22 protein-coding genes are annotated in these 20,087 nt (G+C 30.0%); 2 read left to right on the top strand and 20 right to left on the bottom strand.

The features are described 5' to 3' along the window. Positions 1-2: 2 nt before the first annotated feature. From L8W69_RS00530 to L8W69_RS00505, 6 genes are read right to left on the bottom strand one after another with little or no spacing between them, the layout of a single operon-like run. A complete protein-coding gene (locus tag L8W69_RS00530; protein WP_133318746.1) occupies positions 3-728 on the bottom strand; it encodes a Nif3-like dinuclear metal center hexameric protein in 726 nt (241 codons plus the stop codon). After that, positions 718-1,578: a glycine--tRNA ligase subunit alpha gene (gene glyQ / locus L8W69_RS00525; protein WP_263659059.1), complete on the bottom strand. Its 861-nt coding sequence runs from the start codon at positions 1,576-1,578 to the stop codon at positions 718-720. The genes L8W69_RS00530 and glyQ overlap by 11 nt, the downstream gene beginning before the upstream one ends. Then, complete coding sequence (locus tag L8W69_RS00520) at positions 1,575-2,081, bottom strand: DUF3972 domain-containing protein (protein WP_220566839.1); 507 nt, start codon at positions 2,079-2,081, stop codon at positions 1,575-1,577. Before L8W69_RS00520 ends, glyQ begins: the two co-directional genes overlap by 4 nt. Before the next feature lie 9 nt (positions 2,082-2,090). Continuing rightward, positions 2,091-2,585, bottom strand: coding sequence for a 5-(carboxyamino)imidazole ribonucleotide mutase (gene purE, locus L8W69_RS00515; RefSeq protein WP_133318743.1), 495 nt, complete (start codon positions 2,583-2,585; stop codon positions 2,091-2,093). Further along, on the bottom strand, positions 2,582-3,838 hold the full coding sequence (locus L8W69_RS00510; RefSeq protein ID WP_263659058.1) for a peptidase U32 family protein: 1,257 nt from the start codon (positions 3,836-3,838) through the stop codon (positions 2,582-2,584). The genes purE and L8W69_RS00510 overlap by 4 nt, the downstream gene beginning before the upstream one ends. Further along, positions 3,835-4,542, bottom strand: coding sequence for a protein phosphatase CheZ (locus L8W69_RS00505; protein ID WP_263659057.1), 708 nt, complete (start codon positions 4,540-4,542; stop codon positions 3,835-3,837). The genes L8W69_RS00510 and L8W69_RS00505 overlap by 4 nt, the downstream gene beginning before the upstream one ends. A gap of 213 nt (positions 4,543-4,755) precedes the next feature. On the opposite strand from L8W69_RS00505, the gene glnA reads away from it, so the two are divergent. Beyond that, positions 4,756-6,186, top strand: coding sequence for a type I glutamate--ammonia ligase (gene glnA / locus L8W69_RS00500; RefSeq protein ID WP_263664393.1), 1,431 nt, complete (start codon positions 4,756-4,758; stop codon positions 6,184-6,186). Positions 6,187-6,210: 24 nt separating this feature from the next. Here glnA and purU read toward each other — a convergent pair whose 3' ends face one another. The 14 genes from purU to L8W69_RS00430 form a co-directional block, all read right to left on the bottom strand. After that, the gene (gene purU / locus L8W69_RS00495; protein WP_133318739.1) at positions 6,211-7,038 is read right to left on the bottom strand and encodes a formyltetrahydrofolate deformylase; all 828 of its coding nucleotides are present in this window, start codon (positions 7,036-7,038) and stop codon (positions 6,211-6,213) included. A gap of 2 nt (positions 7,039-7,040) precedes the next feature. Beyond that, on the bottom strand, positions 7,041-8,144 hold the full coding sequence (locus tag L8W69_RS00490; RefSeq protein ID WP_263660115.1) for a CCA tRNA nucleotidyltransferase: 1,104 nt from the start codon (positions 8,142-8,144) through the stop codon (positions 7,041-7,043). Next, on the bottom strand, positions 8,113-8,550 hold the full coding sequence (gene ciaD / locus L8W69_RS00485) for an effector protein CiaD (RefSeq protein WP_263666151.1): 438 nt from the start codon (positions 8,548-8,550) through the stop codon (positions 8,113-8,115). Before ciaD ends, L8W69_RS00490 begins: the two co-directional genes overlap by 32 nt. Continuing rightward, complete coding sequence (locus tag L8W69_RS00480; protein WP_087691144.1) at positions 8,547-8,795, bottom strand: hypothetical protein; 249 nt, start codon at positions 8,793-8,795, stop codon at positions 8,547-8,549. The genes ciaD and L8W69_RS00480 overlap by 4 nt, the downstream gene beginning before the upstream one ends. A 61-nt stretch (positions 8,796-8,856) precedes the next feature. Then, positions 8,857-10,029, bottom strand: a complete 1,173-nt coding sequence (locus L8W69_RS00475; RefSeq protein ID WP_263659053.1) for an MFS transporter — start codon at positions 10,027-10,029, stop codon at positions 8,857-8,859. 2 nt (positions 10,030-10,031) lie between these two features. After that, complete coding sequence (locus tag L8W69_RS00470; protein ID WP_087699327.1) at positions 10,032-10,199, bottom strand: hypothetical protein; 168 nt, start codon at positions 10,197-10,199, stop codon at positions 10,032-10,034. Between the two features lie 2 nt (positions 10,200-10,201). After that, a complete protein-coding gene (locus L8W69_RS00465; protein WP_133318735.1) occupies positions 10,202-10,537 on the bottom strand; it encodes a chaperone NapD in 336 nt (111 codons plus the stop codon). Further along, positions 10,524-11,450: a WD40 repeat domain-containing protein gene (locus tag L8W69_RS00460; RefSeq protein WP_263666150.1), complete on the bottom strand. Its 927-nt coding sequence runs from the start codon at positions 11,448-11,450 to the stop codon at positions 10,524-10,526. The genes L8W69_RS00465 and L8W69_RS00460 overlap by 14 nt, the downstream gene beginning before the upstream one ends. A 4-nt stretch (positions 11,451-11,454) precedes the next feature. Next, entirely contained in the window at positions 11,455-11,973 is a 519-nt protein-coding gene (locus L8W69_RS00455) for a nitrate reductase cytochrome c-type subunit (RefSeq protein WP_263666149.1), read from the bottom strand. After that, complete coding sequence (napH, locus tag L8W69_RS00450) at positions 11,963-12,754, bottom strand: quinol dehydrogenase ferredoxin subunit NapH (RefSeq protein WP_263666148.1); 792 nt, start codon at positions 12,752-12,754, stop codon at positions 11,963-11,965. Before napH ends, L8W69_RS00455 begins: the two co-directional genes overlap by 11 nt. Then, positions 12,751-13,500: a ferredoxin-type protein NapG gene (gene napG, locus L8W69_RS00445; RefSeq protein WP_263666147.1), complete on the bottom strand. Its 750-nt coding sequence runs from the start codon at positions 13,498-13,500 to the stop codon at positions 12,751-12,753. Before napG ends, napH begins: the two co-directional genes overlap by 4 nt. A 2-nt stretch (positions 13,501-13,502) precedes the next feature. Further along, positions 13,503-16,277, bottom strand: a complete 2,775-nt coding sequence (gene napA, locus L8W69_RS00440; RefSeq protein WP_263666146.1) for a periplasmic nitrate reductase subunit alpha — start codon at positions 16,275-16,277, stop codon at positions 13,503-13,505. 168 nt (positions 16,278-16,445) lie between these two features. Further along, complete coding sequence (gene flgG / locus L8W69_RS00435; RefSeq protein ID WP_133318729.1) at positions 16,446-17,240, bottom strand: flagellar basal-body rod protein FlgG; 795 nt, start codon at positions 17,238-17,240, stop codon at positions 16,446-16,448. A 16-nt stretch (positions 17,241-17,256) separates the two neighbouring features. After that, positions 17,257-18,069: a flagellar hook-basal body protein gene (locus L8W69_RS00430; RefSeq protein ID WP_133318728.1), complete on the bottom strand. Its 813-nt coding sequence runs from the start codon at positions 18,067-18,069 to the stop codon at positions 17,257-17,259. 134 nt (positions 18,070-18,203) lie between these two features. Between L8W69_RS00430 and rpoD the strand changes: the two genes are divergently transcribed. Further along, on the top strand, positions 18,204-20,081 hold the full coding sequence (gene rpoD / locus L8W69_RS00425) for an RNA polymerase sigma factor RpoD (RefSeq protein ID WP_133318727.1): 1,878 nt from the start codon (positions 18,204-18,206) through the stop codon (positions 20,079-20,081). Positions 20,082-20,087: the final 6 nt, after the last annotated feature.

The following is a 20,087-nucleotide window of genomic DNA, read 5'->3' as shown; positions in this document are numbered from 1 at the left end:
CCTTAAAAATATTGAAATGGATTTTTTGAAACTGATATTATAACTTCTAAATGAAATTTTTGCAAATCTTTTGCTAAAATTTCACCAAAGTATGACTCACTTTCATAGTGACCTATATCAATCAAATTGAGTTTATTATGATAACTTTCTAAGGCCTGATGATACTTAAAATCTCCACTTAAAAAACAATCTGCTTTTACACTAGAAATCAAATCTCCACCACTGCCTGTACATATTGCTAAAGTTTTTATTTTTTCTTGATGAGCATTAACAACCCTAATATGATTAAGCTTTAAACACTTTTTAACATGATCAACTAATGTATCTAATTGAAAATCTACATCACAATAGATCAAAAATTCATTTTGTTCTTTGATCTTAAAACCCAAAATTTCGCTAGTAAAATAAGTATTTAAATGACTTAAATCAAAATTTGTATGCATAGCAATCAAGGCTATATTTTTTTGTATCATTTTTGTAAGAAGATTTTGCGGATAAAGCACTCCACTTAAATTCTTCAAACCTTTAAAAATTAAAGGATGATGGACTATAAAAAGTGAATTTTCGCTTGCATTTTCAATTAAATGCATATCTACATCAAGCGCAAGATAAATCTTATTTACATCTTGATCGAAATTTCCAAGCAATAAACCACTATTGTCCCATGAACTTTGCGTATTAAATGGACTAATAGTATCTAAATAATCATAAATTTCTTTAATTTTCATCTAAACTTTCTTTATATACTAAAGCACAACTTTTAGATAATTCTCTAATTTTAAGCATAAAATCTTGTCTTTGAGTTACTGAAATAGCTCCTCTTGCATCAAGCAAATTAAAAGTATGTGCTGCTAACATACAATAATCATATGCTGGTAAAGCAAGTTTTGCATCTAATGCATTTTTACACTCATTGTAAGCATTTTCAAATTGTACATTTAAAGTTTTTACATCACTTACTTCAAAATTATATTTACTAAATTCAAACTCGCCTTGCTTATGAACATCTTTATAGGTAATTTTTTCGCCGTTAAATTCATTCCAAACTATGTCATATACATTATCTACATCTTGTAAATACATTGCAAGTCTTTCCAAGCCATAAGTAATTTCAGCACTAACTAAATCTACGCTTATACCACCAACTTGTTGAAAATAAGTAAATTGTGTAACTTCCATACCATCAAGCCAAACTTCCCAGCCCAAACCCCAAGCACCTAAACTTGGACTTTCCCAATTATCTTCAACAAAACGAATATCATGTGATTTCAAATCAAAGCCTAAATTTTCTAAACTTTTTAAATATAATTCTTGGATATTATCAGGGCTTGGTTTAATTAAAACTTGAAATTGATAATAAGCACCCAATCTATTAGGATTTTCACCATATCTTCCATCAGTTGGTCTTCTACTTGGTGCTACATAAGCAGCCGCCCAAGGTTTTTTACCTAAACTTCTTAAAAAAGTTGCCGGATGAAAAGTCCCTGCACCTGCTGGAAAATCATAAGGTTGCATAATAGCACAACCTTGCTTTTGCCAAAATTCTTGTAAATTTAAAATCATTTGAGAAAAAGTCATTTTTCTTCCTTTAATTCTTCAGACTTCTCAGGCGAATTTGCATATAATTCCACTGTTTTATTCCACATCATTTTATATTTTCTTTTTAGAAATTCAACTTCATTACGCGCATATTTAAGTTGCTCGTTAAGATTTTCTATAGTTTTTCTATCCTCATCATAAAGCTCTTGCATAGAATAAAGAGCATCTTTTAAAAATTTATTTTCACCCTTTAAAGCTTCTAAGGTTTCATCCTTAGCATCAAGAACTTTTTCATGTAAATTTAAAATAGTCCCTATAGTTTTTTCTACAAAACTTTCTCCTGCCAAGGTCATAGAATTTACCATAGCAGGTTGCTTTGAACTTGAAGGAACTACGCTAAAAGTACCTTGATTAGCTTCTATATAAATTTTACCTTCTTCTTCTTTGAAATTTAAAGCACCATTTGCCATCATTCCTTTTACAACATCTTCGGATAAATGAACTAACTGACAAAATTCTTTTAATTCCAAGTAAGTTTGCATATACGCTCCTTAAAGAAAAACTTCAATTGTATTAGAATCTTGGATTAATTTCTCTTGTTGTTTTTGTCTATCTTCTAATAATTTTTGCGCTAAAGACTCATCTTCTATTGCTAAAATTTGCACTGCCAAATAAGCTGCATTAATAGCCCCTGCTTTACCTATAGCCACAGTTGCTACAGGAATTCCACTTGGCATTTGCACAGTAGAAAATAAAGAATCCATGCTAGCTAAATTACTTCCTGGCATAGGTATACCTAAAACAGGTTTTGTTGTATGTGCTGCAACAGCTCCTGCTAAATGAGCTGCCATACCCGCTGCAGCAATAAATACTTTTGCGCCTTTTTCTTCAGCATTTTTGATGTATTCTTGGGTTCTTTGAGGGCTTCTATGAGCTGAAGTGATCAAGACTTCATATTTTACATCAAATTTTTCCAAAATTCCTAAAGCTTCTTTTACTATATCATAATCACTCTTACTTCCCATCAATATGGAAACAAATTTCATTCAACACTCCTTCTTAAAAAGCTAAATTCTGGAAGTTTAAACGGCAAAGTAATTTCATTTTCATTACCACTATGAATTTCACTAAATTCTTTATTGTTTTTTGCTAATAATTGTTTAAACACTATGAATTTTTTTCCTTCATTTTCATATACTAAACCTAGTTTATTTTCCCCTAATTCTATATTAGAATCAACCGGAGCTAGAATTTCATATTCTTTGTTTAATTCTATCTTACCCTTACATTTAAAAAATTCACCATCTTCGCTAATAGCATGCACTTGATGGGTTCCTTCTTCTATACTTGTATTATGATTTATTGAATCGGTTTTTTCATAAGCTCTTGAAACTAAATATCCATCTGTAAAACCTCTGTGTTTTAAAGTATAAATTTCTTTTTCATACTTAGCCGCATCAAAAGTATTTTGCAATACATCTTGCACTGCCATTTTATAAGTTCTTGTAGTCAAAGCTACATAATACTCACTTTTCGTTCTTCCTTCTATTTTAAAAGCATGAATGCAATCTTCTTGCATAATTTTTTGAATATACGAGCTTAAATTTAAATCTTTAGAATTAAACACATGCGTGCCATTCTCATCTTCTTCAAGTCTAAAAAGTGTATTAGTTTCTGGGTTCTTTGCATAAAGTTCATAGTTAAATCTACAATCATTTGCACATGATCCACGATTACTCATGCGTCCACTTTGCACTGAGCTTATCAAACATCTGCCAGAATACGCAAAACACATAGAACCATGGACAAAACTTTCAAGTTCTATGTCACAATTATTTTTCAAATCTTTTGCATCTTTTAAACCAAGTTCCCTTGCTATAACAACACGCTTAGCTCCCATATCTTTATAAACTTGAGCGTCTAAGTAATTTAAAATATTAGCTTGGGTTGATACATGAAGATTGATTTCAGGTGCAAGCTCTTTAACCAAACGCATAGCACCTACAGAAGCTACTATAAAAGCATCGGGTTTCATTTCTTTTAATTTTAAAATATGCCTTTTCAAACCTTCAATTTGAGAGCTAAAATGAAATCCATTAATCGTTACATAAATTTTTTTTCCTTTTGCATGCGTGTACTCAATAGCTTCTTTAAAAGTTTCATAATTAAAATCTCTAGCAGTTCTTGCTCTTAATGAAAAATTACTCACTCCTGCATAAACAGCATCAGCTCCATAAGCTAAAGCTATTTTTAATTTTGTAAAATTACCTGCAGGAGCTACTATTTCAGGAATAATCATTTTTTTCCTAAACTTGCGATTAATGCCTCAATATCATCATTACTTACAACATCTGCAGTTGTATCTCCTTCGATATGCACAGCAGATCCCACGCGTTTTTCATCATCAATTTTACCTTCAAACAAACTACTCATATATCTACTTAAAGCTCTCATAACATTAATAACACGCTCAATTTTTTGACGATGAATATCTTGATATTGCATAGCATCCATTGCCATCATAACTTCATCTTGTCCAGTTTGCAAACAACCTGTAATCTCATCTATGATATTTTTAGCATTGTTATTTATTTCAATAGCTTCTTTAAAGCTTACCACATTAGGAAATTTTGCATTTAATTTTTCAAAAATTTCTATATTTTTATTTAAAGCATCACTGATTACACAAAGATCACTCTCAGAATTTGCAAAAAAATCGTTAATAGCTTCTAATTTTTCCATCATCTCTGTGGCTTTTATTTCACTATCTCTTGTAACATCATCAAGTTGATGTACAACTTTATGTTCTTTACTAGGTGGAGGTGGTGGCCAAGCCATATCCGCTCTTGCTTTATAATCACCATTAATCATATCATTAACAATTTGCTTATTTTTTTCCTCATCTTCATAATCTGTATCTGGTTTTTCTTCTGTTTCTTCTACAGAATCAAGATCTAAGTCTTCAGTGCCATTCATTAAAGCATCTAATTCTTCTTGAGTCATTGTTACACCTTTTTTAATAAAAAAACTAATGCGAGATTATATTACAAAAAAATATAAATCAACATTAATTTTACCAATTAATTATTTTTTTACACAAAATAATCTTTTTTTAATTTGATTATAAAAAAAATATTAATTTAAACTTAATTTAAAAAAAATATACTACAATCTATAAAATAAATTAAAAAACCAAAAAAATAAAAAGGAGAAAAAATGGGTAAATTTGTAAATAGCATTGATGAGTTTTTTAGTTATTGTCAAGAACATGAAGTTTTATTTGTTGATTTTAGATTTACTGATATGATAGGCACTTGGCATCACATCACTTATAATATAAAAGCAATTGATGATAAAACCTTTGAAAACGGAATTCCTTTTGACGCAAGCTCTTTGCATGGTTGGCAGCCTATAGAAAAATCAGATATGATTTTAAAACCTGATGTGGAAAGTGCGTTTTTAGATCCTTTTACAGCTGATCCTACTATCATAGTAATTTGCGATGTATATGATATTTACAAAGATCAAATGTATGAAAAATGTCCAAGAAGTATTGCTAAAAAAGCAATGCAACACTTAAGCACAAGCAATATCGCTGACACTGCTTATTTTGGTCCTGAAAATGAATTTTTTATTTTTGATAATGTAAAAATAGTTGATTCTTCTCACTGTGCAAAATATGAAGTAGATACTGAAGAAGGTGAATGGAATGATAATAAAGATTTTACAGATAGTTACAATAGTGGACATCGCCCAAGAAATAAAGGTGGATATTTTCCTGTAAGTCCTATTGATTCTAGTGTGGATATTAGAGCTGAAATGGTACAAGTTTTAGAAAGAGTTGGTTTAAAAACTTTCGTACATCATCATGAAGTAGCACAAGGACAAGCTGAGATTGGTGTAGAATTTGGGAATTTAGTTGAAGCTGCTGATAATGTACAAATTTATAAATATGTAGTTAAAATGGTAGCGCATTTAAATGGAAAAACAGCGACCTTTATGCCAAAACCACTCTATGGAGATAATGGAAGTGGTATGCATGTGCATATGAGCCTTTGGAAAGATGGAGTAAATTTATTTTATGATAAAGAAGGATATGGAAAATTAAGTGAATATGCGATTAATTACATCGGTGGAATTTTAGCTAATGCAAGAAGTGTTGCTGCATTTACCAATCCTAGTTCAAATTCTTATAAAAGAATAGTTCCAGGTTTTGAAGCACCTTGTATACTAACTTATTCTTGCCAAAATCGCTCTGCAAGTTGTCGCGTGCCTTATGGTATTAATGAAAAAAGCGCAAGAGTTGAAATAAGATTTCCTGATAGCACTTCCAATCCTTACCTAGCTTTTACAAGCTTGCTTATGGCAGGACTTGATGGTATTAAAAATAAAACCATACCGGTAGGTCCTATGGATGAAAATTTATTTGCACTAACCCTAGATGAGATTAGAGAAAAAGGTATAGAGCAATTACCTCACACTTTAAGAGGATCTTTGGAAGCACTCATTAGAAAAAATGCCTTCTTAAAGCCTGTTATGAGTGATGTATTTATTGATGATTATCAACATATGAAATTTGAAACCCAAGTATGGCCTGTAGAAGCTAGACCAACTGCATATGAGTTTAAAACTTGCTATTCATGCTAATCTTGATGCTTTTTAGCATCAAGATTAAAATACTATTGTTTTATTATCATATATAAAAATCCTATCATCAAACACTAAATCCAAGGCCTTAGAAAAAACATTTTTTTCTACATTGCGCCCTGCTTGTTGCATAGCTTGCCAAGAATATTCATGAGTAACTGGTATAACATCTTGGGTAATAATTGGCCCCTCATCTAAGTTATTGTTTACAAAATGCGCTGTTGCGCCTATAATCTTTACCCCTCTTTCATAAGCTTGCTTATAAGGATTAGCTCCTATAAATGCAGGTAAAAAAGAGTGGTGGATATTAATAATCTTTCCCTCAAAATTCTCTACAAAAGATGGAGATAATATTCTCATATATTTTGCTAAAACAATATAATCAAACTCATATTGTTTTAAACACTCTAGTAGTTTTTTTTCATGCTCTTGTCTGCTTAAATCCTGTGCTAAAATAGTATGAAAAGGTATGTTAAATTTATCCACTAAAGGTTTTAATACATCATAATTTGCAATAACTGCCTTAATATTTGCATTAAATTCTCCACTAAATTGACGGATAAGTAACTCACCTAAACAATGAGTTTCTTTAGTAGCTAAAACAATAATATCTTTTTTTCTTTTTGAAGTAATTTCAATTTGTGCATTATCAGGAAGCATAGCTTCAAGCGTTCCTTTAAAAGCTTTTATATCAAGCTCACCTTCTAAATGCGCCCTAAAGAAAAAACGATTTTCTCCAACAAATTCATCATTTTTTATAATATTGATTCTATATTTAAAAATAACATCTGAAATTCTATAAATCAATCCTTTTTCATCGCTGCATGAAATTTTTAAAATATACTCATTCATTTTTACTCCTTTATATAGTTTTTTAATTCTTGTAATTTTCTTTTTTCAAGTTCAATTCCAAGTTCTTTCCCGCTAAATCCTTCCTTTAGTAAGTCATTGGCGCTAATTTTACTTTCAAAAGCATGATGATATAAATTTATTTTTTTTGCTTGTGTTATACGCTCATTATTCCAAAGTCCAAGCCATTTGCAAAGTGGTATTTTTAAAGCAATTTTAGCTAAATCAAAATCATCAATTTTACCTAAAATAAATTCTTGTTCGCATTTTTTTAAAAGCTCTTTTTTTAATTTTGTTTTTTTAAAAAATTCCTCTTTACTTATATGAAAAAAATTCAAATACAAATACAAAAACAAAGCCTCATCACAAATTAACTTTTGGCTATACTCTAAAAGTCTCTCAAATTCTTTATTACAACTTTGATAAAAAAAGATTTTTTCTTCTAAATTTAAAATTTTAAAATACTCATAAGCTTTATTTAGTCTTGAAGTTTTAAAAATTTTATAAAGTTCATTATTAATACGCTCTTTAGATAAATCGCTTATATCCATAGTTTGCATTAATTTTAAACTTTCTTTTGCAATTGTTAAATCAAACCTACATGCAAAAGAAATTCCACGAAGTACTCTTAAACTATCTTCAATAAAACTTTTATCATCAATATGTCTTATAATCTTTGCTTGCAAATCTTGCAAACCATTAAAAAAATCCAAAAATTCAAAATCAAAAATATTTACCATCAATGCATTAATGGTAAAATCTCTTCTTCTTGCTCCTTCTTGCTCATTATTACAAACTTTAACTTCAAAACCTCTATGGCCTGTAGAAATTTTATTTTCATAGCGTGCTAGAGCTAAATCAAATTTTTTATATTTATACATAAAAAAACTTTTTCCTACTCCATTTGCACCAAGTTTTTGCATAAGCTCATCAAAAAGCATAGGCTCAATATCATAAATTTCTATATCATAATCATCACTAGATAAATCTAAAAAAGAATTCCTTACACAACCACCTACTAAATAAACCCTTTGTGTGTAAGGCTTAAGTATATTTTTAATTCTTAAAAAATCTTGGTCATTTTTTAAGTCTATCTTCAATCTTTGCAAGTAAAAACTCTAAAAAAGTAATGGTCATATCTAGTCTTTTTTCCATATGCTCATCTTTGGTATTTTTTAATCCTTCAAATAAAACCAAAATACGCTCTCTAAGATTTTTCAAGAAAAATTCTTCATTATTTATAATGCTTTCTTCTTTTTCTTCTAAAGCTTCAACCTTAATAGCGACATTTTGTTTATCATCTTTTACTTTTACTTCTAAATCATCTAGTTCTTGGATTAGCTCTTGTGTAACCTTACTAATTTCTTCTTTGATTTTTTTCTCTTGAGCATTAACATTTTTTTCTTGAGTAATTTCTTCTACCATAGGGGCAAATTCATCGTTTTTATTTTTTTTATTATCTAACTCTGAATTAACTTCACTAATAGCCATTTTTGCTAAATCTTCTATATTCATAGTTTTATCAACCACCTTTTAAATTCATTAATTTCTTCTTCACTTTTCATATTGACAAAAAAATCAAGCATATCATAATTTAAATCTTCATGATTAGAACGCAAGCCACTCAAACGCCTTATAGCATCAATGGCATTTTTATTTTGCGGATCTTGTTTTAATATATTTTTATAAATCTCCAAAGCCTCATCTTTTAAGCCTTGTGCTTCATAAATAGAAGCCTCTGTTACTGTATATCGCATTATTAACTCACAAAAATAAAATCCTAAAATTCTAACAAAAAAGGCTTTAATTTATTTTTAATTTTCACTTAATCACAGGAGCCTTATATGCTAAAAATACAAAAATGTTAAGTATTATAGCTACCACAATAAGCATAATAAAGCCTGAAGTGAAATTTCTAAAATTATCATGAAGCATGCCTATAATCCAAGGTGATTGAGCAGCTATTAAATACCCTATACCTTGCGACATAGCAGAAAGTTTAGCCGCTATGATAGAATTTGAGCTTTTGATAGCAATAAATAATAACGAAATTGTAAAAACTCCACTAGAAGCAAAACCTAAAAAAATAGCCGCTAAAAACAAAATCGCTTTTACTTTAAAAAGAAAAATCATCATAAAACTTAAAAAATACAAAAACCCTAACATCACTATAGCAAAACTTTTAGCACGAGATCTAAGCTTTCCTAAAATGATAGGTAGTAAAAATGCCACGGGCATCCCTATGATTTGAGATAATAATAAAACATTAGAACCAAAGTCAATTCCAAAGCCCTTTTCACTAATCATCACACTAAGCCATGCAAAAAGACTATAAGATAAAAAACTTTGCAATCCCATTACAATAGTAACTTTCCAGGCTGTTAAGTTTAAAAAGATATTCACTTTATTAATATTTTTCTTTTTAGGGCGTAATAATCTTTTATTTTTCAAATGCGGAAAATAAAAAATCAAAGCAATTAAAGCCAATATAGCCCAAAAAAACATAGCTTGAGGTACATCAAAAAATTTAAGCAAAGGAAGTGATAAGGCCACGCCAGCAATTGAAGATAAGCCTATAATTGATCCATATAAACCCATTATCTTATAAGTATTTTTAGAAAATTTTTCTTTTACAAAAGAAGGTAATAAAACATTAGCTATTGCAATGCCTGCTCCTATCAAAAAAACCCCAGAAAATAAACCTATAGTTCCTCCATAACTTCTAATAACTTCTCCAAAGACAATCAAAATTAAAGCAAAAAACAAAGCTTTAATTTGTGAAAAATACGCTACAAAAAACGATATAAGACCAAAAGCTATTAAAGGTAAGGTTGTTAGCATACCTGCTAAAGTAGAATTAATATTGTAATATTCTTGAATATGTTCTATCATAGGACCTATGGAAGTTATAGGTGCTCTTAAATTTAAAGCAAGAGTAATCACAACTAAAATATTAATCCAAAAGAATTTTTTATATGAAATTTGTGTGTACATGATTATTTTTGATTTAATATATTTTCAAGATATCTTTGTTTATCAGAATCGGTGTTTTTTTGCACTACTTGTTTTTTTTCTTTTACAACTTCATTCTCTTTGGAAAAATAAAAGTGATCAATGATAAAAATAGAAGAAATAATCACAATTAAAGGAATTAAAAAAATCATAATCAATACTTTCTAAAAACATTACCATAGTATTCTAAATTATCTTTTTTTAAATTTTCATCAAAAGTATTTGCCTCAAAATTTGCTTTTAAAATTTTTTCTCTTTCTTCATCCAAATCCTGATACGAAAATACCATATTAATACTTATCACCCCATCAAGCTGTTCTAATTGTTTATATGCTTTTAACTCATCATCTAAATTTTCACTTTCTATTACCACTATAATTTTTTCTTCTTGAGCTAATTCCACACTACAACATGGTGTTTGTTGAATTTGTTCTTTAAGTTTTTCTAATTTTTCCTCTTTAGTTAAAATCAATACACTAGAAAGATTCATCTATACTCCAAAATATAATTTTATCTTCATAACCAGCACTAATAATTTCATGCTCGTTTAAAAATATAAGATATTCTAGCAAAAAATCTTTATTTTGGAATTTTTTTATTGTTTTTAAATTTTTAGTATCTATAAGCTCTATAATATTTTTTTCATTATCTCCAAAAACCGCTATAGAACCACTTTTATTTAGACTACAAGCATATATTAAAAAGTCTCTTTCTATGCTTTTTTCTTGATCATTTCGCACTATGCCTAATTTTCTATCAGTGCTACAACTTGTAATAATTGCATTTTTAAAATCAAGTTGATAAATATTATCTTTATGAAGATTTTTATAACTTTTTATTTTTTGCCACTTTTTCACATCAAAAAGTACTATTTCACCACTTTCAAAACCTGCTACTAATTGAGTTTTTGCCTCATTTAAAACCACATCACTTAAACTTGAGTTAGAGAAAGTAAAATTTTTTATAATATTTTTTGTTTTTAAATCAAAAAGCTCTATATTAGAACCTAGCAAGGCTAATAAAATAGTATCATCATCTAAAAACAAAGCTTTTTTTACTCCATCATTTAAAAGCTTATAGTTATAAAGTTGTTTATTTTTATAAATACTAAGCCTTTTACTACCAAAATCACCTTCACTTAAAATCAAAATAGCCCCATTTAAGTAATCAATACTATAAATTCTAGGGCTAAGATTTTCTTCGTAAAAATTTTTAATCTTATCAAGTTGAGTGATTTTTTGCATTTTTTTGTCTTTAATAAAATACTGATTTAATTCTCCATTATCAAGTCCTATAAGTAAACTACTATCAACAAGTTTTAAGGCATTTAAATTTGAATCAAGTTTAAGCTCATAACTAAATACATATACACTCATTAGTAAGATTAAAAATATTTTTTTCATAGTTTTATTTTACGCCTTCATTTAAAACATCTAAAAGATTAGATTTTTTCTTTAGTTCCTCATTTTTAAATTTAGCTTCAAAACTATTTCCTACTAAAGGTTTTGCATCGCTTTGTGGTACATGGCATTGTGTACAATTAAACCTTGCATCACTTATCATATCTTTAGTAGATTTGTTTTTTCTTAAGTCAAAATAATGGCTACTTGGAAGCGGAGTGGCTCCAACATCTTTAGCTATGGCCTTATCATGACAGCTTAAACAAATATTATTATCTTTAGTAATTGGAAGCATATCCTCTAAAGTATGTGGAATTAATGGCGGAGCATTTTCAAATGATCTCTCAATTAAAACAGATTCTCCAGCCATTACTTGAGAATACTTTGCATCCAATAACTCTACATTTTCACTTTCTAAACTTGTTTTTCTTAAACCTATATCTTTTGAATCAACACTTTTAACAGCAAGTCCGCAAGCACTTATTAAAACAGCTGCTGCTAAGGATAAAAAGATTTTATTTTTCATTTTCTCTCCTTAAATTTATTATACTAAAACCTAAAGCATCATCACCGCAAACATCAATACATTTTCCACATCTTATACACTCACCTGATTTTACATCTTGATTTTCTTTACCTATCATCCAAAGCACTTGCTTTTCAGGACATACTCCAAGGCATTTATAACACTTGGTGCATTTTTGCAAGTTATATCTTACTTTTAGTAATGAAAAATGCGAACTTAAAGCCCAAAAAGCTCCTAAAGGACAAAAATGTGAGCAAGTAAATCTTGGACTAAAAAATGTATCTATACAAAAAACAATCAAAGCTACAAAAAGCCAAGAAATACCGCCGAAAATAATTCCTCTTTGGATTATTCCTATATAAGAAAATTCCTCAAAAACAGGAAAGGAAAAAAGAAAAGAAAAAATCAAAACAAAAGCCAAAACATAATAACGCAAATTTTTATTTACATTAAAAATCCTTGCTTGATTAAAACCTAATTTACTTCTAATAAAATAAGCAAAATCAGTAATGATATTTACAGGACAAACCCAAGCGCAAAACGCTCTTCCAGCAAAAATAGCATAAAATAAAAATACTATCAAAGCACCGCTTAAAGCCATTAAATCTACTTGCAAACTTGCTAAAGCAAGTTGAATAAACGCAAAAGGATCACTTAGCGGCACTGAAGAAAATAAAACCGAAGAGCTTAAATTTCCTTTTAATATAAAATTAAATACACCAAAAGAAAAAAAAGTTAAGATAGACAATTGCACTATTCTTCTTAAAATAAGATATTTCATAACAATTCTCCATCATTAAGATAATCTTTAGCCTTGTTTTTATTGAAATTTTTATCTGTGTTTACATCTTGCAAGCGTTTTTCATCTTTTTCATCCCAACCTTTGATGTAATTATCCCCAGCTTTTCCCAAGACAAATTCTCTAGGTAAAACTCTAATAGCAGCTTTTTGCGTTATACAGGCTTTCTCACAAATCCCACATCCCACGCATACTTCATGATCTACTACAGGTAATAAAAATGCGTGCTTTGCAGTTCTTTCATTGCGTTTTATTTCAAGCTTTAATGCTTTATCTATCAATGGACAGGCTCTATAACAAGCATCACATTGAATTCCCCAATAAGCAACACAACTTGCGCTATCAATTATAGCTATACCCATTTTTGTTTTATAAATTCCATCATTTTGCTCTAAATATTTATGATCTAGCGCATTTGTAGGACAATCTCTTATACAAGGTATATCCTCGCACAATCTACAAGGATTTTCTCTTGCTATAAAAAAAGGTGTGCCATTTTTAGCACTATTTTCTAAATTTGCTAGTTTTAAAACATCATAAGGACAAGCTTTTACACAAAGTCCACATCGTATACATTTTGATAAAAATTCTTTTTCATTATCTGCCCCAGGAGGTCTTAAAAAATACTCCTGATTTGAGCTAAATGCTAAACTTGCTAAAAATGCACTTCCGCTTCCTATACATAAAAGCTTAAAAGTAAAGGCTAAAAATTCTCTTCTATTTTTCATTTTTATGCTTTAGTAATTTTTACGGCACATTTTTTGAAATCTGTTTGATTAGACAATGGACAAGTTGCATCTAATGTAACTTTATTAATATACACATTCTCATCAAACCAAGGCACATACACAAGCCCTTTAGATGGTTTATTTCTACCACGAAAATCTACTCTAGCTTTTACTTTACCACGGCGTGATTGTACCCATACGATATCACCTTGATTAATTTTCATTGCCCTAGCATCATCTTCATTCATATAACAAAGTGCTTCAGGTACTGCACGGAAAAGCTCAGGAACTCTCATAGTCATAGTTCCACTATGCCAATGCTCTAAAACCCTACCAGTACATAACCAAAATGGATACTCTTCACTCGGTCTTTCAGGAGCTTTCATAAATGGTCTAAAGAAAATTTTCACTTTGTTTTTCAAGCTATATTTTTCTTTAGTCTGCGGAGCCAGTAAATCTCCTTTTGGCAGTTCTTTAGCGAATTCACCATAAAATGCAAAATCTGAATTTGGAGCTGCTTTTTTAGCATAATAATCAAATTTAGTATTAAATCTCCATTGTGTTTCTTTACCATTTACCACAGGCCATCTTAAACCTCTTACTTTATGATAAGTATCAAAATCAGCTAAATCATGGCCATGACCTAAACCAAATTTACGGTATTCTTCCCAAAGGTATTTTTGAACGAAAAAGCCATAGCCGGTAAATTCTTTACCATCACTACCTATAATTTTTCTTTCATCGCCATTAACATCACTATTATCAAATCCTTTTGCAATAGAATCGTTTGCTTTGAAAGATTTTGCTTCTTTGTTTGCAAATAATACATCATATAAAGTATCATCTTCACTATAACCCATAGCTTTAGCTTCTTCTAAAACACTTGGCAGAGTAAGTTTATCATTTACCTTAGTTTCACCCCAAACTTCTTTTAATTTAAAGCGTTTTGCAAATTCCATAATTTGCCAAGTATCACTCATAGCCTCACCTACAGGCAGCACTTGCTGTTTCCAGTGTTGAGTTCTTCTTTCAGCATTACCATAAGCACCCCATTTTTCATAAATCATAGCACTTGGTAAAATTAAATCTGCCACCTTAGCACTAATTCCTGGGTAGCAATCACTCACAACGATAAAATTATCCATTTCTCTAGCTGCTGCTATCCAGTGATTTGCATTAGCAGTGTTTTGCCAAGGATTATTTACTTGCACCCAAGCAAATTTGATATTTCCATCTTCTAAATCTCTCATGATTTTTAAGTATGGAGCACCTGGTTTAGGATTGATTGTTTTTGCCGGAACTTTCCAAATTTTTTCGCTAATTTCTCTGTGTTTAGGATTTGCAACGACCATATCAGCAGGTAAACGATGCGAAAAAGTCCCTACTTCTCTTGCAGTTCCACAAGCACTTGGTTGCCCTGTCAATGAAAACGCACCGCTACCTGGCTTAGCTTGTTTACCAAGTAAGAAATGCACCATATAAGCTTGTTCATTCACCCAAGTACCTCTTGTGTGTTGATTAAAGCCCATAGTCCAAAAACTTACAACTTTTCTATTTTTTTCTATATATAAATTTGCTAATTCTTGAAGTTTTTTCTTAAATTCTTCAATGCTTTCATCTTCATTACCTTTAGCAACTTTAGCAACATAATCAAGCGTATAAGGCTCTAATGCTTTTTTGAAATCTTCAAATGAAATTTCCCAATGTGCATCAGGAACACTTTGGTGTTTCATTTCAAATTTATCACCTGCTTTTACTCCTAAATAAGCCAAAGATACCGCTTCTTCTTCATCTACAATAATAGCATTTTGTTTTGCTACTGTATCTTTCTCACTTGCTTTAAATTTAGGATGGTTTGGATTATTTCTCATTCCATAACCAATATCAGCATAGCCTGTTGTAAAGATACAATGTTTTTCAATAAATTCTTTATCCATAGCTTCAGGATGATTATAAACAATCTCTCTAGCGATATAATTCCAAATAGCTAAATCAGTATTTGGCTTGAAGATGATTTCAGTATCTGCTATATGAGAAGTTCTATTAGAAAAAGTAGATAAATTTACAATTTTGACTTTATCTAAATTACTTAATTTTCTATCACTTACCCTTGACCATAAAATCGGATGCATTTCTGCCATATTTGCACCCCAAGTAATAATAGTATCAGTAAGCTCTATATCATCATAACAGCCAGAAGGCTCATCAACTCCAAAAGTTTGCATAAAACCAACAACCGCACTAGCCATACAATGGCGTGCATTTGGGTCTATATTGTTTGATCTAAAACCAGCTTTTACTAATTTTGCAGCAGCATATCCTTCTTGTATAGTATATTGACCGCTTGCAAAAATTCCAATTCCTTCAACACCTTTTTCTTTGTAAGCTTTTTTAAATTGTTTTTCCATTTCATCAAAGGCTCTTTGCCAAGAAACTTGTTGAAATTTTCCATTTTTATCAAACTCACCTTTTGCATTTACGCGAAGTAAAGGTGTTACTAAGCGATCTTCTCCATACATAATTTTTGCATTAAAATAACCTTTAATACAATTTAATCCACGATTTACAGGAGCTGCTGGATCTCCTTTTACAGCAACAATTTTACCATCTAAACTTGCAACTAAAATTCCACAGCCTGTACCACAAAATCTACAAACAGCCTTATCCCAACGCCATTTATTCTCAGTATTAGCAAGTACACTACTTGGAACACTAAGACCTGCAACACCACAAGCACTAGCAATAGCGGTGTTTTTAATGAAGTCTCTTCTGTTCATTATATCCCTCGTTATTGTTTATTCAATGTATTTTAATACATCTAAAAAATATTACTACATTAATGATAAAATTTAAATTATAAAAAAGAATATTTTATAAGTATTTATAAATAGGAGTTTTTTAGTATATTTTTAAATATTTTTACATATTATAAACGCTAGTTAATTCTAGCGTTTTAATTGATTTACAATTCCAAGCATATCATCACTTGTAGTGATTGCTTTTGAGCCTGCTTCGTAAGCTCTTTGTCCTGTAATAAGATCAGTCATTTCCTCTACAAGTTGAACATTACTAAGCTCCACAAAGCCGTGTTTGATGACAGAAAAACCGTTCTCGCCCGCTATACCTGCAATAGGCGCCCCACTTGCATCAGTTTCTACTAAAAGATTATCCCCTAAAGCATGTAAACCTGCAGGATTGATAAAATTTACAAGTTCAATTTGTCCTATTTGAGTTTCAGCTGTATTTCCTGGCTGCATTACTGAAACTGTCCCATCGCTTGCAACATTTATAGCAATAGCATCTTCAGGTATAGTCATTTCCGGTAAAAGTCTATAACCATCTGAATTTACTATGTTTCCTTCAGCATCTTTAGTAAATTGACCATTTCTAGTATAAGCTATAGTTCCATCAGGCATTTGAATTTGGAAAAAGCCATTATTACCAGCAATTGCCATATCAAGACCTGAAGTTGATGTTTGTTTTAAACTACCTTCACTAAAAATTTTACTTACAGCTGTTACTCTTGCTCCAAGCCCTACTTCAATGCCGCTTGGATGTTTTGTGGTGCTTGAGGTTGAAGTTCCTGCATATTTCATCGTTTGATACATCAAATCTGCAAATTCTGCACGCGATTTTTTATAACCTACTGTATTAACATTTGAAATATTATTTGAAGTCACATCAATTTGTGTTTGTTGCGATACCATCCCTGATGCTGCTGTGTATAATGATCTTAACATTTTATCTATCCTTAGTTTATTTAGTACTTGCTAATTTATTAATAGCTTCTTGATTTAAATCATCCATATGAGATGTCATAACTTTTTGATACATCTCAACCATTCTATTTGCCTCAATTAATCCTACCATTTCTGTAACTGGATTAACATTTGATCCTTGAGTAAAACCTTGCTTAATGGCATTTGAATTTGGTAAATCTCTAATCTTGTTTAAATTATCAATTTTATACATATTATCGCCATCTTTTTGCAAATCTCTTAAATCATCAACTTGTGCTACAAATAATCTTGCAATATTTTGATTAGCTGCACTGATAATTCCATTTTTATCCACATTAATAAAAGAAGTAGAATCTCCTATGCGTATGCCATCATTTTCGGGATTATTAAAATAATCACTACTTAAAACTCTGTATCCTTGACGATTTACCAAATAACCCTCATCATCAAGTTGGAAATTTCCATCTTGACTTAATCTTATTTCACCATTATTTGTTTTAATCAAGTAAAAAGTATCTTCGCGAGTAAGAGCTAAATCCAAAGGATTATGCGTCATTTTCATAGAACCTACACTAAAATTTGTATAGACATGATTAACCTGCGGAACTCTATCTATAGTTGTATTAACAAATCTTGCAGCATCTCTTGTGTGATTTTGTATAGGTAACTCATCTTGAGTTTCTTTAAAAATCCTTTTAAAATCTGCAATAACAACATTATCTCTTTTATAGCCACTTGTATTTACATTTGCTAGATTGTTAGTTACAACATCTAAGCGATTAAATTGCGTAACCATAGCACCGGTGGCTTGATAATACCCATTTTGCATTATTTTTCCTAACTAAAATCTTAATTTTTCACTAACAAAGCAAAAGTCGTTCCAAAATATTTTTATTTGTTTTTAATTAATTTTTAGGCATAATATTTAGTTTTACACTCATTACTTAAATACAAGGGGTATCCATGGCTAATGAAACTAATGTTTTAGAAGAACTTTTCAAAGAAAATTCTAAAGATTATATCACATATGAAAAACTTGTCAAGTATTTTGCAAAGCTTCCAAACGCAACAAGTGCAAAAAAAATCCGTGATCTAATGGATAAATATAAAGTAGAATTAATCTCTTCAGCTGAAATTGCCAAAAAAAGAAATTTAGAAGAAGCAAAAAAGCTACAAGAGGAAAAACAAAAATTACAAGATACAAGTTTGGAAAATGAATTTGATTTAGCCAATGAAAATGATTTACTTGAGTGGAGCAGATCAGACTCTCCTGTAAGAATGTATTTAAGAGAAATGGGACAAATTGCTCTTTTAAATAAAGATGAAGAAATTGAAATTTCTAAAAAGATTGAGCTAGGCGAAGACATTATCATCGATGCTTTTTGTTCTGTGCCTTATTTGATTGATTTTATACTTGATTATAAAGAACCTTTAATTAATAGAGAAAGAAGAGTGAAAGAGCTTTTTAAAAGCTTTGAGGATGATGATAAAAGCGATGATGATAAAAGCGATGAAGAAATAGACTCTGAAGAAGAAAATGAAAATGAGGAAAATGAAAATTCTAATGAAAAAAAACCTAAAAAAACAAATAAAAAAGAAGATGAAAGAACTTTAAAAGTCATAGAAAGCTTTAAAGCATTAGAAAAAGCAAAAAAAGAATGGTTAAAAACTATATCTACTATTAATGCAGAAAAAAATGATGATGAACTATTAGATAAACTCATAATTGCTTTTAAGAAAAATATACTAAAAGAAAAACTAATGGATCTAGGTCCAACATCAAAACTTATTTCTGAAATAGTAAAATCTATGGAAACAGCATTAAAAAGTGATGAGGAATTTGATAAAGAATTAAAACGCTTGGAGTATCGCTTACCGATGTTTTCAGAAGAATTAAAACAAAGACACCAAGATATTTTAAAAGATATTACCAAACTTAGCAAAGAAGAAATAGCCGAGCGTGCTTTAGAAACTACCATGGTAAGCACTTATATGGAGATTAAAAAACTTATTCAAACTAAAGAGGCCAGCCAAAATTCTTTTGATTTAGAAAAAGATCAATTAAAAGAAATTCTAGAGCAAATCAAACGCGGTAAAAAAATATCTGATGAGGCTAAAACTAGAATGGCAAAATCAAATTTACGCTTAGTTGTAAGCATTGCCAAAAGATATACTAACCGCGGATTACCATTTTTAGATTTAATCCAAGAAGGCAACATAGGCTTAATGAAAGCGGTAGATAAATTTGAATACAAACGCGGTTATAAGTTTTCAACCTATGCAACTTGGTGGATTAGACAAGCTATTTCAAGAGCAATTGCTGATCAAGCAAGAACTATAAGAATTCCTATTCATATGATAGAAACTATCAATCAAATCAATAAAATCATTCGCGAGTATTTGCAAAAAGAAGGTAAAGAACCGGATGTAAGTATTATTGCAAAAGAAGTAGGACTTAGTATAGATAAAGTAAAACAAGTTATTAAAATTACTAAAGAACCAATTTCCCTAGAAGCACCTATTAGCAACGAGGATGATGGTAAATTTGGAGATTTTGTAGAAGATAGAACCTCAATTTCACCTATGGATCACATCTTAAAAGATGATTTAAAAGAACAAATTGATGAAGTTTTAGATCAGCTTAATGATAGAGAAAAGGCTGTTATTAGAATGCGTTTTGGCTTAATGGATGATGAAAGTGATAGAACTTTAGAAGAAATCGGTAAAGAATTAAATGTCACAAGAGAAAGAGTAAGACAAATAGAAAGCTCAGCTATAAAAAAACTTAAACACCCAAAAGTTGGTAGAAAACTTAAAAACTACATAGAAGGTTGGAAATAATCCTTG

The sequence above is a fragment of the Campylobacter sp. CNRCH_2016_3089 genome, from assembly GCF_025772505.1.
GTDB classification, from domain to species: Bacteria; Campylobacterota; Campylobacteria; order Campylobacterales; family Campylobacteraceae; genus Campylobacter_D; species Campylobacter_D lari_D.
Note: the sequence above shows the minus strand (reverse complement) of the source record. Positions and strands in the feature narration are given on the sequence as shown.